This is a genomic window from Streptomyces sp. ADI95-17, assembly GCF_003846175.1.
GTDB lineage: Bacteria > Actinomycetota > Actinomycetes > Streptomycetales > Streptomycetaceae > Streptomyces > Streptomyces sanglieri.
Map to the genome: position 1 here is coordinate 52,408 of NZ_ML123045.1, position 16,456 is coordinate 68,863.

18 protein-coding genes are annotated in these 16,456 nt (G+C 68.8%); 1 reads left to right on the top strand and 17 read right to left on the bottom strand.

Annotated features, from left to right (window positions below):
- Positions 1-10 precede the first annotated feature (10 nt).
- The 17 genes from EES42_RS08330 to EES42_RS08415 all read right to left on the bottom strand — a co-directional run bounded on the left by EES42_RS08330 (position 11) and on the right by EES42_RS08415 (position 15,880).
- On the bottom strand, positions 11-1,756 hold the full coding sequence (locus EES42_RS08330; RefSeq protein WP_164495197.1) for a glycerophosphodiester phosphodiesterase: 1,746 nt from the start codon (positions 1,754-1,756) through the stop codon (positions 11-13).
- Between the two features lie 69 nt (positions 1,757-1,825).
- Positions 1,826-2,437, bottom strand: coding sequence for a hypothetical protein (locus EES42_RS08340; protein WP_124717516.1), 612 nt, complete (start codon positions 2,435-2,437; stop codon positions 1,826-1,828).
- Positions 2,438-2,445: 8 nt separating this feature from the next.
- Entirely contained in the window at positions 2,446-3,372 is a 927-nt protein-coding gene (locus EES42_RS08345; protein WP_124717517.1) for a hypothetical protein, read from the bottom strand.
- Positions 3,369-4,520, bottom strand: coding sequence for a phage tail protein (locus tag EES42_RS08350; protein ID WP_124717518.1), 1,152 nt, complete (start codon positions 4,518-4,520; stop codon positions 3,369-3,371). Before EES42_RS08350 ends, EES42_RS08345 begins: the two co-directional genes overlap by 4 nt.
- Positions 4,520-5,950, bottom strand: coding sequence for a hypothetical protein (locus EES42_RS08355; protein ID WP_124717519.1), 1,431 nt, complete (start codon positions 5,948-5,950; stop codon positions 4,520-4,522). Before EES42_RS08355 ends, EES42_RS08350 begins: the two co-directional genes overlap by 1 nt.
- A 3-nt stretch (positions 5,951-5,953) precedes the next feature.
- Positions 5,954-10,303 (bottom strand): phage tail tape measure protein, encoded by a 4,350-nt coding sequence (locus EES42_RS08360; RefSeq protein ID WP_124717520.1) that lies wholly within the window; start codon positions 10,301-10,303, stop codon positions 5,954-5,956.
- A 6-nt stretch (positions 10,304-10,309) separates the two neighbouring features.
- Complete coding sequence (locus tag EES42_RS08365; protein WP_124717521.1) at positions 10,310-10,732, bottom strand: hypothetical protein; 423 nt, start codon at positions 10,730-10,732, stop codon at positions 10,310-10,312.
- 44 nt (positions 10,733-10,776) lie between these two features.
- Positions 10,777-11,100: a hypothetical protein gene (locus tag EES42_RS08370; RefSeq protein ID WP_124717522.1), complete on the bottom strand. Its 324-nt coding sequence runs from the start codon at positions 11,098-11,100 to the stop codon at positions 10,777-10,779.
- A 102-nt stretch (positions 11,101-11,202) separates the two neighbouring features.
- The gene (locus EES42_RS08375) at positions 11,203-11,865 is read right to left on the bottom strand and encodes a phage tail tube protein (protein WP_124717523.1); all 663 of its coding nucleotides are present in this window, start codon (positions 11,863-11,865) and stop codon (positions 11,203-11,205) included.
- 71 nt (positions 11,866-11,936) lie between these two features.
- Positions 11,937-12,341, bottom strand: coding sequence for a hypothetical protein (locus EES42_RS08380; protein ID WP_124717524.1), 405 nt, complete (start codon positions 12,339-12,341; stop codon positions 11,937-11,939).
- Positions 12,341-12,610 carry a hypothetical protein gene (locus EES42_RS08385; protein ID WP_241196311.1) on the bottom strand — a complete coding sequence of 90 codons (270 nt, stop codon included), beginning with the start codon at positions 12,608-12,610 and terminating at the stop codon, positions 12,341-12,343. The genes EES42_RS08380 and EES42_RS08385 overlap by 1 nt, the downstream gene beginning before the upstream one ends.
- A gap of 2 nt (positions 12,611-12,612) precedes the next feature.
- Entirely contained in the window at positions 12,613-12,936 is a 324-nt protein-coding gene (locus tag EES42_RS08390; RefSeq protein WP_241196312.1) for a hypothetical protein, read from the bottom strand.
- Positions 12,937-12,962: 26 nt separating this feature from the next.
- Complete coding sequence (locus EES42_RS08395) at positions 12,963-13,376, bottom strand: hypothetical protein (protein WP_124717526.1); 414 nt, start codon at positions 13,374-13,376, stop codon at positions 12,963-12,965.
- A 5-nt stretch (positions 13,377-13,381) separates the two neighbouring features.
- Positions 13,382-13,681 (bottom strand): hypothetical protein, encoded by a 300-nt coding sequence (locus tag EES42_RS08400; RefSeq protein WP_164495198.1) that lies wholly within the window; start codon positions 13,679-13,681, stop codon positions 13,382-13,384.
- Positions 13,678-14,724, bottom strand: coding sequence for a major capsid protein (locus EES42_RS08405; RefSeq protein WP_124717527.1), 1,047 nt, complete (start codon positions 14,722-14,724; stop codon positions 13,678-13,680). Before EES42_RS08405 ends, EES42_RS08400 begins: the two co-directional genes overlap by 4 nt.
- A gap of 15 nt (positions 14,725-14,739) precedes the next feature.
- Positions 14,740-15,129 (bottom strand): head decoration protein, encoded by a 390-nt coding sequence (locus EES42_RS08410; RefSeq protein ID WP_124717528.1) that lies wholly within the window; start codon positions 15,127-15,129, stop codon positions 14,740-14,742.
- Positions 15,130-15,148: 19 nt separating this feature from the next.
- Positions 15,149-15,880 carry a hypothetical protein gene (locus tag EES42_RS08415; RefSeq protein WP_124717529.1) on the bottom strand — a complete coding sequence of 244 codons (732 nt, stop codon included), beginning with the start codon at positions 15,878-15,880 and terminating at the stop codon, positions 15,149-15,151.
- A gap of 286 nt (positions 15,881-16,166) precedes the next feature.
- On the opposite strand from EES42_RS08415, the gene EES42_RS08420 reads away from it, so the two are divergent.
- Entirely contained in the window at positions 16,167-16,454 is a 288-nt protein-coding gene (locus EES42_RS08420; RefSeq protein WP_124717530.1) for a hypothetical protein, read from the top strand.
- The last annotated feature ends 2 nt before the right edge of the window (positions 16,455-16,456 follow it).

The window sequence follows — 16,456 nt, forward strand, 5'->3', positions numbered from 1 at the left end:
CGAGCTCCAATCAGGGGGCCGAGATACTGATGATGTTGATCAGTCCGAACGCGGTCGCGTTGTAATTGCGGCCGACGAAGATCGACCACGGCACGCGATACGTGCTGTCGGTGATCGTGGTGGTCAGTCCGGCCACTTCGGGGATTGACACCGTGATCTGCGCGGCTGTGAGCACGCACCGAAGGGTGTACGTCGTGTTCGCGGCGAGGGTTGCGCCCGTCGCGGTGTTCGCGAGCTGCGTCGACGTGCCAGCAGCCTTGTCATCGCGGTAGATCCGCAACGACGAGTTGTTGCTGACCTGCACCGTGTACCCGTTGTGGACGATCGCGCTCGACGACAGCTCAGTCGGGCCGTCGTCCGCGCCGAGGTGCAGCGACAGCAGAGACCACCCTGCCGAGCCCGCCGTCGGAACAGAGAACTTCACGTCGAACGTCCCGTTCGCGGGGGCGCCGGACACCTCTCCGGCGAGCAGCACCTGCACGTCGGCACTGCTCGTCGGGGCGGGCAACGGGATGCGTCCGGACGCGTCGAGTACCGGGCGGATGCTGCCTGACGGAACGTACCCATACCCCCATTGACCAGTACCGAACGACGACGTCGTGCGACGTGCGACCCGCCCGGACACGTAACCCGGGTAGTCGGTGATGATCCCGCGCATCCCCAGCGCGAGAGCGCGGTCGCGCTGGACCCGCCGGGTCAGCGTGTGCGCCCACACACCGAGCGGGTACTGCTGCGCGATCGCTGCGGTGATCTGTGCATCGGTGCCGTTGATATCGAGGTCGAGCAGATCGGCGCCGGTCGCCTTGATCGTCGCGGCGTTGTCGGTCGCCATCTGCGAGGCGCTGCGCCACAGATGCGCGAGGCAGCCAGAGTTCTTGATCGTAGGCACGACTACCGGGTCGTTCGTGTTGATCAATACGGAGCGTTCGAGGCGCCGCGCCTTGATCATGGCAGCGATCTTGGCGACCCCGGCCGAGTTCTTCGCCTCGACGGTCATCACCCGTCGGCCACCGAGCTCGTCGAGGAGTTGCTCGACGGTGTGCAGCGGCAGATCCGGTGCGGCCGCGGCGAAGAACGACGACGGGTCCGACCGGATGAGCCCCCACTGCGCGGCGTTGAACAAGCTCACGTTGCCGGTGGCCTTGGTCGTCCGGTCGACCGTCGCGTCGTGCATCAGCACCGGCGTACCGTCGCCGATCACCTGCGAGTCCAGATCGAGGACATCGGCCCACGGCATCGCGCCCCGCAGCGCGGCGAGCGTGTTCTCGGGCGCCTCGCCCGCACCGCCGCGGTGGGCGTCGATGACGACAGCCGGCAGGTTGTCGACGGTGGCAGCCTCGCCGAGCCGGGACTGCACAGCAGCGATCGCGGCAGCAGCATCCGCCGACGCAGCGTCAGACTTGGCCGCGGCCGTCACGGCGAGCGCGGACGCGTTGGCCGAGGCGGTGAGTGCGGCCGACGCCTGCTCGGCCGCCGTGGTCGCCGTCGCGGTGGCCGTCGTCGCGGCCTGCATCGCTTCGGTCGCGACTTCCCGACCAGTGGCGTACCAGCGGACCGTACGGCCCCCAGTCGCGTTGTACTCGTACTCAACCTGCGGCCATTCGCACATCCACTGACGGATAGCGCCCGGGGCCGTCGAGCCGATCGGGTTGGATCGCAGCTGGCCGATCGGGGTGGTGCCGTCCGCTTCATACAGGGCGGTCACCAGCTCGCCGCTGCCGGCCACCCTGATGTTGACGGGGTAGTCGGGGACCACATCGCCCGTCGCAGTGGTCAGTACCTCGGACGGTGATCCGCCATAGGTGTACAGGGGCATGACGTCCTCTCAGTCGAGCCAGTACGAACCGGAGAGGTCCACCCAGGGCACGCCGCTGCCGTCCTGGGAGTACCAAAGGATGTCGCCGATGGTGCCGGTCGACGTGGAGGACGCCGCGCCGAGAACTTCGAGACGGCCGACACCGACCATGGGGTCGCCAGTGAGCCCCGACCCGCCGGCCCATGAGCCGTACTTGACGGGGCGGCAGTCGGCCGGGACGCTGCCGATCTTGACGCCGCCGGTCGGGAAAACCCCACCGTCGACGCGTTGGAGACGGCCCTGCAGGTGGACTTGACCGCCGACGATGCGGCACAGCGGAGCGAACTCCGAGCCCTGGTAGCCGGACGCGGGAGTGACCGCACGCCACGCGGCCACGGGTTCGTAGACGGTCGCCCACGTGTTCGCGGTGCCGCTCGTCTTGAGCCAGAGTGACCCGTCGTCCGCGCTCACCATGGTGTGACGCGGGGCGCCGGAGTACAGGCTGTCGCGCTGCGCGCGGTTGGTGACGTGCTGTGTCAGGTGCGGGTCGACGGCTCCGGCGAGGTTCGCGAGTGCGGCCGGTCCCAGCGGGGCATCGCCCCCGTCCGGGACTGGTAGTTGGGCATTTCCGATGGTCGCCATCGGGCTCCTTACGCAGAGAATCGGATGGTGATCGCGCCGCCGGTCACGGCCATGTAGTCGGTGCGGCCGCGGGCGTAGATGGCCAGGCCCCGGGCGGCACCGGACGCGAGCGCGGTCCGCCAGGAGGTGGGCAGTGCCGTAGTCCCGCGGGCGCCGACGGAAAGGCGTAGCAACTCCTCGGGGCCGTCGCCGAGGTTGAGCTGCCCAGCCGGCTCGGACTGGTAGCCGTGCAGGTACAGATGTAGCGGCCGCTTGTCGTTGCTACCGGAACCGCGGGACCGAGTGAGTGCAACGCTCATCGAGGAAACGCTCTTGCCTGCGCACGCGGCAGCGATCTTCCCGCCGTAGAACCACGCCCCGCGGCGGTCGCCGCCGCCGGTCCAATCGCCCTGCATCGGGCCGGACGCGTAGTCGTCCGGCCGGCCGTTGCGCCAGGAACCGGAGGAGTTGGGGGTGACCGTGATCGGGCTCGGTGCGCGGCCGGGTGGAACGGGTGGTGATGGGTCGGTCTCGCTGGACAGCTGTACGTACAGCTCGACCTTGCCCGCGGCGGTCTTCCTGGCGTGCACGGTGGTCCCGGCCTGCCACCCGGTGCCCGAAGGGGCGGCGGTGCCCCAGGTGACCGCGCGGACGACCTGTATGTCGGATGCGGTGTCAGCGGCGATCTCTCGTATCTCGTCCTCGGTCGCCTCGCCCGGATCGTCTCCCAACCGCCACACGACGACCGGCCGGGCGCCCTTGGTGACGGCGACCCAGTCGCCGGCCTTCCGGTTGCGGTAGCCCTCGGAGCACGGGATGTCGAGCAGCAGCTCGTCGCCGATCCTGATGTTGACGCCGCGATCGGTGACGCCGTCTACCTGTGCACTGCGGGTCTGAAGCCCGGCCGGGGCCCGGGGGGCGAGGAGCGCGCCGAGCTCGGCGGCGGGGTCGGTCATGTCACTCTCCTCGTGGTGGTGCGGGTGGTGCACGACTGTGTCGCCGACCCGAGGCTGTACGGGCAGGAGTCGATAAGGTGCCGCTGCCACTCGCCGGGCCGCACCTCGACCTCGACGATGTCACCGGGCTCCAAGGCCGGGTTGCAGACCGAGGTGAACGACAGCGACGCTTGGATGCCGAGGCTGTCGGCGAGGCGGGCACGGCCGACGTCGTACGCCTGCCCGATGGTGGTGATCAGACCGGATGCGTACCGCTCGGCCCGTATCCGGACACCGGTCAACCCCTCGCGCTGCGGGGCGAGGGGATCGGCCACCGGATCGGGGCCGGCGTACGTGATCGACGCCGGGTCGTCGTCCCAGACATAGACCGGGCCGACGACGGCCGACCCGTCCCCGCCGTCTCCACTGACTGACCAGAGGTTGACGAGCCCCTCGGCCGACTCCTGCTCGGCGGGCTCCACCAGGGCGAGGCCGTAGGGGATCCGCCAGACGACCGGGTCGTCGAGGGTCGGGACAGGGGCGACGGTCATGATGCCGGACGCGTCGGCGTACAGTTCGGCGCCGAGCGCGGCAGCGATCCCGGTACCGACGCCCGTCGTGTCCGTGCCGCCGGACAGCGCTGCCCACCGGTCCTCTTCCACGACGAAAGCCGGAACCGGGGTTCCCGGGTCGGCGCCGGCCACCCACGCGACCGGCACCCCGGGTAGGGCCTCGCTGAGCAGGGTCTCGGCCAGGGGGCCCGCAGCGTCCGGGCCGACGGTCCGTGGTACGGGCAACTTGGCAGCCCGCACCGCTTCCTCGCGGCCGAGGAGATCCACTTTCGCGCCGTATCGGGTGCGGGTGAGCCGGTCGACGACGTACACCCCGGCCGGGATCCACTCCACGTCCATGCGCGGCCCCTGGATACCCTGGAACAACCGCACCTGCGTGACAACGGCGTTGACCCCGGACGCGCCGAGCGGGATGCCGAGCAGTTCGGCGGTGCCGGAGTACCGGCATTCCGCCGTCCGGTCCGGCTGGACTTCGGCCGCGGCCACTTTCGGTACCGGCGTCCACGTCCGGCCGCCGTCATTGCTCCAGTCCGCGCGGATCGGCCGGCGCGCGGCCCCGGTGAGAGCGGCGAGCGCCCGCGCGGAGATCGGCAGCATCAGGTGATCCCGTTCGTGCTGAGCGACGCCCAACTGCTGTACGACGCGGCCACCGCGTCCCAGGTAGCAAATCGCGCGGCCACCTTGTCCCACGACCAGCCAGGCATCCGCATCGGCGCGTCTGCTGTCGCCGGGCGGCCCACGGGCTCGATTGCCCAGCTGAATTGATAGCCCTCCGACGAGCCGAGTCGGCCGGTCGGCGTCGGGCCGGTGATGTCCGCGGGTACGTGGTACGCGTCCGGCGTGATTACGTACCCGGGGCGGGTCTGAGCGAGGAGCACCCCGGACCGCAGCAGCTTCCGTACCTGGTCGACCTGCTCGGGCGGCACGTCAATCGTGACGGTGTACGACTCGGCGGCGTGCTCGTCGTAAGCCACCACCCGGTAGGGGCTACCGGGGACATCGGCTACGTCCTGCCGTCCGGCACTGCTCGGCTCCGGACGTTCCACAAGCATCACCCGCAACGACAACGATGGCTGGTCGATGGACTTCAGCCACAGATCCCGGTCTTGCCCCGGTTCGGGGGCGGGCACCGTCACCGCGAGCGAGGTCGCCGGGCCCGTGGACCCGTCCGCGTAGACCGGCGTCGCCGTGTAGATCACGGGCACGCCGAGCGGCATTTCATGGTCGTACGCCGTACCGCGGCCGCCGATCGCCCATGCGGGGTCGGCGGACCGGACCGGGACCGGGGCGGAGCCCGGATCGGTCCGCAGGATCCGCACCTTGCGGATCCTGGCCGGGTCGAGTGCCGTGGTGACGCGACGGCTGGTTGATGCGTTGGGTGTCCCGTCCCACACGCACCCGGGCTGATCGCCATCAACGTAGGGGTGCGCGACGGGCCCGGTCTCGGCCATGGCTGCGTCAGCCCACCATGTAACCGGGCTCGGCCCGGCTGTGGCGACTGCGGAAACGCGGTCGATACTCTGCCCGGCCGGGACGGTGTACGAGCCGGACACATGGGCCCATGCACCGGGCTGCGCCTGCGCGATGACCGACGCCGTCGCCAGGGTCGTCGTCTGGTTCCGCCACCACAGTTCCAGGTCCGTGACGCCCGTCGTGGGGATCTTCACCCATACCCCGAACTGCACAACCTGGCCAGCAGCAACCGGTTCGATGTTCCAGTTTGTGCCACCCTGCGCCCCGGCCATGCTGATGGCGTGCTGCACGCTGTACCCGCCTACATGCGACTCGGCGGAGACGCGGGAGCGGGTGCTGGTGGTGCCGTACCCAGTTGTCTCGGTCGTGAGCGTCTGCTCGAACGATGGGTTCAGCGCCAAATTGCGGGCGGTGTCGGGCGGGGTGGCACCGTCGTACGACAGCACCACCCCCGACCACTGCTCGTCCACGACAGCGGACAGCCATCCTTCCGGGCTGGTCACCCGCTCTGGCGGTGTCACCTGTGGTGCGGACGGATCCACGATCAGCGGCACGGCCTACCTCCTTGCCCCCGCCCGCGCACTGCGGCGGACGGTGCTCAGCCGCGCATCCACGCGGGTATCGAAATGAGCAGCCAGGGCCTGGCCGTCATCGAGGACCAGGGCAACGGCCATACCGTCCAGCGACGCGAGCGGATCGGATCCCGCCCGCTGCGACGTCACCGGGACGACCGCGGCGGCCGGTACCGCGTGCTTGCCCAGCCGGGCAGCCTGCGCGGCGACCGCGGGGGCCATCGCTGCCATTCCGGCGACGACTCCAGCCCCGACATCGGCACCGGCCTGCGCGCCCTTCCTGCTCGGCGAGTGGGCGTCAATGCCCTTCTTCGACCGGATCGCCTTGATCGCTCCGGCGCCGAGCTTGGCCATGGCGTCCTGGATGCCTTTCTGCTCGCCGAGCAGACCAGCCAGGAACCCCTTCGACGCGTCCTTGCCCGCGTCGTACATCAGGTCAGCCATCGACCGGCCGTAGGACGTCGACAGCTTCGAGCCGCTGGAAACCAGGGCGTTGAGTTGCTTCATGTCGCCGCCAGTCGCACGCGATACAAGTCCGGCAAGCTGCGAATCCGGCCCCATCTCGATCAACTGACTGATCAGAGTCTTAGACGCGCCCCGCTTCTGCGCCGTGGCGATCGCGGACTGGAACCCCTTCACGGTCGCCTGCCGGTCCTTCATTCCGGCGATCAGGTCGCCGACGCTGCCGACGTCGGCAAAGTTGGACACGTTCAGGTAGTCGGCCGCCGACTTCGACTTGTCGGAGGCGTACCCCCTTGCAGCGGTGATCTTCGAGGCGACGGCATCGCGCTGCTTCGCCATCGCCTGCAGCTTGGCCGACGCCTTCTCGGTCGACTTGACCAGCGACCGCCCCGCCTTGCCCGCCGCGCCGAGATCCTTCGTCAGCCGCTTCGCCGCCGACGCGATCGCCGACGCCGACCCGGTCAAGCTCTTCTGGAAACCTGTCAGGTCAGTGCCGATCTTGCTCGGCTTCCGCGCCTTGGAGGTGCCCTTGGCGAACCCGCGCACCGGACCGAGGCCGGCCGACATAGCCATGGAGTCCCGGTTGGAGTAGACGACTTCCCCACCGGAGAAACGGATCAGCTCGGGCCCGTTCTCGCCGACCCATGCGATCTCTCCGGGGCGCGGCGACCCGCCGTCGGCGTACCCCTTGAACCCGTAGACGTCGGTGAACAGCGGGTCGTGATACGAGCGGGCACGACTGCCAATCACGACGCCATCACCGCCACGCGACTCGACGTTGACACCGTTGAGCGTGCCTGCGGTGTGGCCAACGCCAGCATTCGTGATGCCGATCATGTACGGGGAGCGAGCGTTACGAACCCATCCTGCGGGTGCAGTCGCCCCACTGAACGACCCGGTCGCCCAACGGCGGTGCGGGCGCTCGCCCCTGATCACGGACTCGATTGCGGACACGAGACCCGAGCAGTCCCAGCTCGGGTTTCCGTTGCCGCCCCACTGGTAGGGCTTGCCGTTCTGCGTGCGCGCCCAGGACAGCGCGGCCTTGTAGCCCTTGCCGCCGACGCCGGCCTTTTCCATCTCGGAGTCGGCCTTGCCGGAGTACCCGAGGATGTCCTTGATCATCTTCTTCGGGATGCCGGTGATCATGTCCCGGTACAGCGACGTCGAGCCCGAGATCTTGTTGATCAGCGGCTTGACCACGCTGTTGAGCCCGGCCTCGGCCGACGCCTTTACGCCGTCCTTCAGCCAAGAGATCCCGGACGACGCGAGGTCGACACCCTTCGACGCGGCCGACTTGACCCACCCGAAAATCCCGCCCTTGGCGAACCCTCCGCCCTGGTACGCCGACAGGGAACGCCCGTGCATCGCGGCCTGGTTGACCGCGTGCAGGCGCGCCCGCTCGTACGGGTCGCGCATCGCCTCGGAAACGTATACGCCCTCGCCGCGCCGCATGGGCACGAGTTGGTCGTCGCCGTTCCGCCAAGACGACTGGCCCGGCAGGATCCCGCCGCCCGCGAATCCTTTGAAAGCGGGCAACTTCGGAGCCCCGAACGCGCCCGCAATCTGGTTCCAGACGCCGCGAATGCCCTTGTTGTAGACCGTATCGATCACGAACGCTACGGGCTTCTTCGCGATCCCCTCGACCTTGTCCCAGGCCAGTTTGATTGCATCCTTGGCCTTGCCGAAGCTGTCGGAGACGGCCTTAACGCCCAGCTTCAGCGCGTCGAATGCGGGTTTCGTGGCCTTGTTCCACAGCCATGACGCCTTGTCGCCGATCCACTGAAATACGGGCTTGGCCTTGGTTTCCCACAGGTCTTTCAGCTTGTCGCCGAGGAGCCCGATCCCGATCCGCATCAGGTCCCACGCCGGTTTGATCCTGTTGTTCCACAGCGAAACGGCCTTGTCGCCGATCCAGCCCAGCACTGGTGAAAACACGTTCTTCCACAGCCACGATGCAACTGCACCAACTGCCTTGATCTGCGCGACGATGGAGTTGAACGCGGGCTTGATCGCCACGGTCCACAGCCAAATTGCCTTGTCCGCGATCCACCCGAAAACAGGCCCGAGGACTGTCGACCACAGCCACGATCCGACAGCGGCGAGCAGCTTGAAAGCGGCGACGATCGGGAAGATCGCCACGACGAGCAGCACCTTGGCGGCTGTGCCGATGAATCCGAACACGGGCGACAGCACGGTCGACCACAGCCACGACGCGGCCGTTCCGATCGCCCGGAGCCCTGTCATGAAGCCGTCCACGACCGGCTTGATCGCACTGTTCCACGCGACCGAGGCCGCAGCCTGAATGCCAGCCCACGCGCCCTGAACGATGCTCCGGAAGGTGTCGCTCTTCTTGTACGCGACGACGAGCAGCGCCGCGAGAGCCGCAACACCCGTGATGATCAACCCGATCGGGTTGGCGTTCATCACCGCGTTGAGGACTCCTTGCGCAACGGCATACCCGCGGGTGACCGCCGCCGTAGCGAGGATCACCCCGCGATAGATCGAGAACGTCGCTGTCGCTGCGCCGGTCGCGATCGCCGAGGCGCCCATCGTGAGAGCGAGACCGCCGACGGCGACACCGAGCGGCAGCAGCCACGCCCCGTAGTCCTGCACCCACTGAGCACCAGCGGCGAACGCCGACGCCGTGCCCGTCACGGCGGGGACGAGCGTGCTGAGCATGACGGAGCCAACCGCTTTGGCAGGTGGCAGAACACGATCGTTGAGGAACTGCCCGAGCCGTGTGACCGCGGGCAGCGCGTACTTGTCCGCCACAGTCGCGAGGCCCTGCAGCGCCTGCCGCTTGAACACCTCGATGCCATTCGTCGCGGTGTCGTGCAAGGTCTTGCCCATTTTGTCGGCCGCTCCGCCGACTTGCCCGAGGCCGGCGGCCGCCGTCGAGGGGTCCATTGCGAGCAAGCTCGCCCCGAGGTCCTCGGCTTGGGTTCCGAAGAGCTCGACCGCGATCTGCGACTGCCGTACGGGATCCTTGATCCCGCGCAGCTTGTCGAGGGTGAGGTCGAGTACCCCGTTTGCGACCTTGCCGCCCTTGGCGAACTTGCTCGCCATGTTGTCGGCGTTGAGCCCGAGCGCCTTGAATCCGCTCGCAGTTGTGTCGCTGCCGTCGACTGCGCGGATCGAGAACTCTTTGATCGCGTCGGCGGCGACATCACCGTCGCGGGCGCCCGCCCTGAGCGCCTGATTGATCAGCCCGATCCCGGTCGCCCCGTCGATTCCGGCCTTACGCCACTGCGTCGAGTACTCGTTGATCGTGTCAAGGAAATCGCCCGCCTTGTCGGCGCCCGACTGGAACCCCTTGGTGATCAGGTCAAAAGCCTGCTTGCCGTCCTTCGCGAGCCCCGTCTTGATGAGCTGCCCGGCCGCCCGCGCGGAGTCGCTGACATCGGCGTCGAACGTCTCGGCAAGGTTGACCGCACTCTTACTGAGAGCGGCGAGATCCTTCTGCGGGGCGTTGACCGCGGCGACGCCGTTCTGCGCGAGCGCTTTGAGCGAGTCGCTGATCTGGTCGATCGACTCGCCGTACCCCTTCGCGTAGACCGACCCCGCGATCTTTCCGAGACGCGCCGACTCCTTGGAACTCAGACCAAGTTGAGCGCCAAGCTTCGCGGTCGCCTTGTCCTGCTCGACCGCCTTAGCGAACCCCGCGGCGAACAGCACGCCGGCCCCGGCCGCGACTCCGGCCACGCCCGCTTTCAGGACTCCGCCGATCCCGGACAGAAACCCGCTGCCCGACTCGCGGCCGGCGCGCTGCCCGGCGTCGCCGGACGGGCCCGTGATCTGCCGCTGCAGCTCGGGCCCGAACCCCCGGGTCGACGGAACGACGGACACGTACCCGACACCGACCTCGACCGGCACGACGGATCACCCCCCGGGGAGTACCTGCGAATTGATTCGTTCGTACGCGGCGCGAGCCTGCGCCTGTTTCTCGGCGTCGGCCGCCGTTGTGTCCTCGGGCAGCGGGTCACCCGGCCGCCACGATGGCTCGGGCCACGGAGCGGGCGGCTTCTTCGGGTCGCGGTTGGCGTTCAAGAACGCGGTGAACAGCAGCGCGAGGAGATCCTGCGAGTCGACCGCGGCCCAGTCGGCATGTGTCCAGTGGTGACCGGCCACCGCGCGAGCGGCCGCGCCGTCGGGCGGCAGTCCCTCGACCATGACGCGCAGCCAACGCAGCGTGATCTCGCCCCGCCAGAAAGCGGCGACCGGACCGCCGGGCCCGTAGCCCGGATAGTGGTGCGCGAGGTCGGCCTCGACCGCCTCGGGATGCTCGCCGAGGACATCGAGCACGGTGTACTCGACGAGCTGCTCGACGTCCTCGGAGTCGCCGCCGGTTACTGCCTCGGCGGCCGGTGCTTTCCCATCGTGTCCTGCATCTCAGCACGGACCGCGAGGTACACGAGCATGACCCCGTTGGCGTCGCCGCCGCTCTTCACGTACGCGTCCCACTGGTCGCCGAGCAGCACGCGAGCCTTACCCGCGTCGCCCTCGGCGGCGTCGAGTGCCTTGTTCGTCTCGTCGTCCGCGAACAAGGGGTGAGGGAACGTGTAGATCTTCCCGTCGTCGGTCTCGACCTCGACGGCAGTGCCGCCGACCGCCTCGGAGTACGACGCCTTGACGGCCGACAGACGGTAACGGGCCTTACCGGGCTTGCTCATGGTGATGTCTCTCTTTCTCGGGTGAGCTGCGGGTGAGCATTGGAGAGCGGGGGGCGGTGGGGCTCACCCAGAACCGCCGCCCCCCGCTCGATCAGGGGCGGGTCACGGCGTCTCGGGCGGGGCGAACGCTCGCCATCCCGGGCCGTCGACCCAGTTGCGGCAGGACGTCTTGAGCACGCTGTCGCGGAACGCGTTGAACGTCACCGGGCGCTGCGTTTCCGTCGACCGGGCCCACTGCTCGTCGTCACGGGACGTCATGCGGGCACGCGGGAAGAACTTCACGATGTAGATCTCGGCGCCGCTGTCGTCGTAGTCCAGACCGATGAACAGCAGCCGCCGGTACGGGTTCTTCGGCGTCGCCGCCCGGTCCCACTGCCACGCCGTACCCACGGCAGGCAGCGCCCCCACGCCGGACAGCGGAAGCCCCTCGTACAGGGCCAGGGTCGCCGGGTTCGTCTCCTGCGGGGCGAACTGCGCGCTCAGCACATCCGACTCGACATCGGAGCGGGTCGGTTCGACCGACTGCGAGCTCGTGACGTCCGTCATGGACAGATCGCCCGTGAACGTGAGCCCGTCGTCTGTGGTGTACCCGACGGCGACGTACCCGGCCGGGATCGGAAGCAACTTCCCATCAGCCGTGGCGAACGGGGCATCGATCGCCGCCGCGGTGTAGTCGGCGGCGTACACCGCCTGTACGAGCTGCTTGCGGATGAATTCGTTGTGCAGACCAGTCTCAAGCGAGACCGGCTCGGTCGGGGTGCCCATGGGCTTGCCTCCATGAAGAAACCCCCGGCCAGTGCGGCGCGGGGGCGTGCGGTCAACGGCGGGTGAGCCGGTCAGACGGGGAGGGTCGCCCCTCGAATGGAGAGCTCAACGGCGAACACGTACCGCGGCGACGACGTCGCAGCGTCGGGCAGCAGATTCGGGCCCCCGACCTCGACAACGTCGTACACCACGGCGCCCCGCCACCCCGGCATAGCGAGAGTGAGCGCCCGGACGACCGCCACCAGATCGGCGGCGTCCGCCTCGGTCGCGCCCCAGCAATGCACATCGAGGCGCGGCCGGTCGGTGACGACGTCGAGCTGCGCGCCGCCGATCCGCTCAACCCGGACGAGCCGAGCCGGCCGGGGATTCGGAACGCGGGTGCCGACCTGCACCGGGTCGCCGCGGGCGCCGAGACGCTCGCGCAGGTAGCGGGTGTACACCTCGGCGGCGTCCGGGAACCTGATCGCCTCGGGCATCAGTCAGTCCCCCTTGCCGCGTCGAGGCCGCGCAGCAGTGCCGCCCTGGACACTGCGGGGTCATCGGTCGAGTAGTCGCCGATTACGGCGCCGCGCACCCGGTGGTCGTCGACCTCGACATCGGTCCGGAACTGCCCGGCCGCCGTGCTCGCCGAGGCTGCGCCCCGCTCGGCCGCCCTGGTTTTTCGCTCGATCAGCGCCCGTGTCCCGTCGCTCTTGAGGAATCCAGCGATGTTGCGCCGGTTCGGGACCACCCTCATTCGGGCCATGGTCACCCCTCCACGGTCTTGAGCCGGATCTCGTAGTGATGGAGCTCGGCCGGCTCGTACGCCGGACCGGCCGGGCCGATCACCTCGAACTGCTTCCCGTTCCAGTGGACTCGGGCCGAGCCGTGCACCGTGAGCGGGGTGCCGCTGGTCGCCCACGGGTTGCACATCAGCAGCCACTCGCCGATCTGAGCGTCGCGCTGGTCGGTGTCCTCGGCCCCGGTGTTCTGCTGCATCCACCCCTGCACAGCAACGTGTGTCGACGCCGACCAGTCGTCGACGACGTTGCCGTACCGGTCCGTTGTACGCCCCGGGTGCTCGATGTCCAAGAGGTGAGGCAGCAGATCATCGGGGATCACAGCAGCCGCCGACAGACGTCGGCCGGGTCGTCACGCCACCCGCCGTGGTCAATGAGCATGACCGAGTACGCGGCGTCGGCATCCGGGTCGGTCTCGTCCTCGGGCTGCAGCTGCTCGATCTCGTCGTCGGTGAGGTAGAGCCCGCCGTTCTCGCCGAGTGTCTCGGAATACTGGCCGATCGTGCGCTGCCGGTACCCGCCGCCGTTCGCGATGGCGCGGCGGGTAATCGCGACGGCGATCGCCCGCGTTGTCTCCGGGGCCGGGGTGTAGCCGGTCGGGATGTGCCGCCGCATCAGTGCCGACGCGTCGTCGAGGTACGCCTCGACCTGCGCCCGCCGCGGGCTGCCCTCGGGCAGGGTGACGGCGGCGCGCGCCTCGTAGTCCTCGACCGTCGCGAACGCTGCCGCCATCCCCGTTACTCCTCTCGCTCGACGAGCTCGGCCGCCTCGCACGCCGCGATGATGTCCTCGCGGCTCGCGTCGGCGGCGACCTCGACGTTGTGCTGCTCGGCGTACTGCCGCCACGCCTCGACGCCCGAGCCGCGGCCCGAGCGGGGCGGCGCGTTGCTCAGGCGCGGGGCTTGGTCGCCGTCGTCCTGGTCCTCGCCTGCCCACGCATGGGCGCCGATCCGCCTCGCAGCCTCGGGGGGCACGTCGTCGCCGGGGCCGTACGCGACCCCGGCGACGTGCACGTACGCGATCAGCCGCCGACTCACGCGAGCACCTGCGCCTTGAATGTGAGGTTCGGTTCCCTCAGCACCGGGATACCGACCGCGGCCGCGTGCGTCCACACGCGCACCGGGTCCTTCGTCTTCCACTGCGCGGCGACGATGCCGGGCTGCTCGCTGGGCTGCAGCGCGTACTCCTCTTCGAGCGATTCGGCAGTCGTGCCGAGCAGCGTCGCCCCGAGGTCGGTCGGCGCGGCCGCGGTCGTGGCGCCGGGCTCGGGCAGCAGCGCGATCGCGTTGCCCGGGGTGATCCGGGTCGCGACGCCGTCGACCTTGACCCGGGCGTCGTAGATCTCGATCGGCGGCAGGTTCAGCGCCCGCAGAATCGAGTTGGCCTGGTCGCCGGTGATCATCGGCGCTGTGCCAGCCGGGGCCAGCGGGTACGCCTGGCGGATCATCTGGTCACACATCGCGAGGTTCTCGACGACCGCGGCCGGGGCGAGGATCACGGCCGGGCGCTCGCCGTTCGTGTCCTCGTACGTGTGGACCCACGCCCGCAAATCATTGATCGGCTTCGCGTTCTCGTGGTCCGACCACAGCACCGCCGCGACGACCGAGTGCGTGGCGATCCGCCCGAAGTCGACGGTCGTCTTCAGCTCGGGAACCGGCACGGCTGCGCCCACAAGCGCAGCGCCGCGGCCGACCTCGAAACGCGCGGCGATGTTCCGGGCGATCCGCTGGGCATCCCGGGCAATGAACGGCAGCGCATCCGTGCGGCCAAGCTTCCGCTGCCGCAGCCGGTCGTACTCGTTGAACGGGATCTTCTCGCTGATGGGCGGGAGCTCACCCATCACCTTGCCGATCCCCTCGCGACGACCGATCTTGCTCTCGGTGTCCCACGACCGGTAGGACGCCGTCTCGGCGAGACCGCCGCCGCCCTTGGTGAACTCGTACACGATGTCGTCGACTTGGACGTTCGGCAGCCACCGGCTCAAGGTGAACCGGTTGGTCTGCAGATCAGCGAGCGCGGCACGGATGAGCCCGGTAAGTGCCGTGGGCTCGATGAATTCGGTGTCCAGGGTCCAGCTCATCTAGATCACTTCCTCTCAGACGAACCGGATCGAACCGGCGATGTCAGCCTTACCGGCGGCGTCGACAGCAACAGGCAGACGCGACTCGCGCACCTTGCCGTGTGTGAGCAGCGCGCCGGCCGGGTCGATGGTGTTGACTGTCGGAGCGCCGACGGCGGAGTACAGGAATCCGACGAGCGCCTCGCGGCCGTCCGTAGCGGCGCCGTCGTACGGCCCGTACTTCCCACCGGCCGTGATCTTCCCGAGCGGGATGCCGCTCTTGAAGAATCCTTCGGGGTAGTGCGTCGCCGGGGTGAACGTCGAGGTGTCGAGCACGATCGTCTCGGTCGCCTGCGTTCCGTGCTCAGATCCGAGCCACGACTGATCGTCGGTCCCGAACCATTCGGTCGTCTGTGCAAGGTTCATCGTGATCCCTCCCGGATCATCAGGTCTTGTTGCCGCCGCCGAGCAGCGACTTGTAGAGCTCGGCGCCCTCGGCGAGCGAACCGCCCCCGTTGCCGCCGCTGCTGCCTCGCTGCCGCGTGCCCTGGTAGCCCCCGCTGCGGGATCGGCGGCGCGTGTCGCGCTCGTCGCCCTGGCCGTCGTCCTTGTCGGACTTTTTCGGCGCGAGCCTGTCGACCAGTTCGGCAATCGCGTCGTCGTCGACCTCGCCGTCGTCGTTGACGTAGCGGCGCAGGTTGATGTCGTCGAGGACGTCTTTCGCCTTGTCGATCCGCCCCTTTGCCGCAGCGAGGAACGCCGACTTGGCAACCCGTTCACCGGCCTTGGTACGTTCCTCGGCTCGGGCAGCGGCGACCGCTTCGTCGACCTTCTTGTCGATGTCGCTCATTCCCTCGCGCTTGACCCGCGCGAGTTCCTTCGCCGCCGCGGCGTTCTCCTTCGCCCGTGCTTCGTGCTTGCGCGCCTGCGCCTTCCACTTCTCGGCGTCGGCCTTGTGGTCGACCGTGTCGTCGTCGCCCTTGTCGTCCGTGTCGGACTTGTCGGCGTCGTCGTCCTGGTCGCCGTCGGCGGTGTCTCCCGAGTCGTTACCCTCGGCGCCGCCGAGGACCGGCCACACCGGGTACAGCTCGGCCGGGTCCTCGCCGGGGCGCGGCTTGCGCCAGCCGACGGCGAGCTGCCCGGTCCGGGCGTGACGGGGCAGAGTACGCGTGCGCATGGTGATGTCTCCCGTGTCGGGTCAGGGTGAGCAGTGGTGTTGTGCGCCGTGTCGGCGCCGTCGAACCGTCAAACGCCGGGGCGCAGCCGAGCAGCAGACGCCCCGCGCCGACGCGATCGTCGTTGGATAGCCTGAGCAGCCGTTGGTCTAGCAGGGGGAGCTACAGGTGTCAGACGTAACTGATTGGCTTGCAGCAACAGGCGGCATCGTGGGCGCAGTCGGGGGCCCTGCTGGACTTTGGGCAGCTTGGAACCAGCACAAGGCAAACCGCAGACCACCTGCCGAGTTGTTCGACGCCCTCTTTGCAGTAGAGCGAGCTGCCTTGAAGTTCGCGGTACCAAATTCCGCAAGTGATGAGGATCTGACTGGTTGGGTCGAGGCGCGGCACGATGACCGTTTGGAAGTGTTGAGCAGGAAGGTTCACAGTCCGGAACTGTCCCGCGCGCTTTGGGATCTCAGTATCCGGATCAAGACCCTGCCGATCAGCTCGGTCAACGCCGAAGGGCGACAAGAGTGCCTGATGTTTGCTGACCAGGCACAGCGCGTATCGCTCATGGCGCGCGCCCATCTGTGATC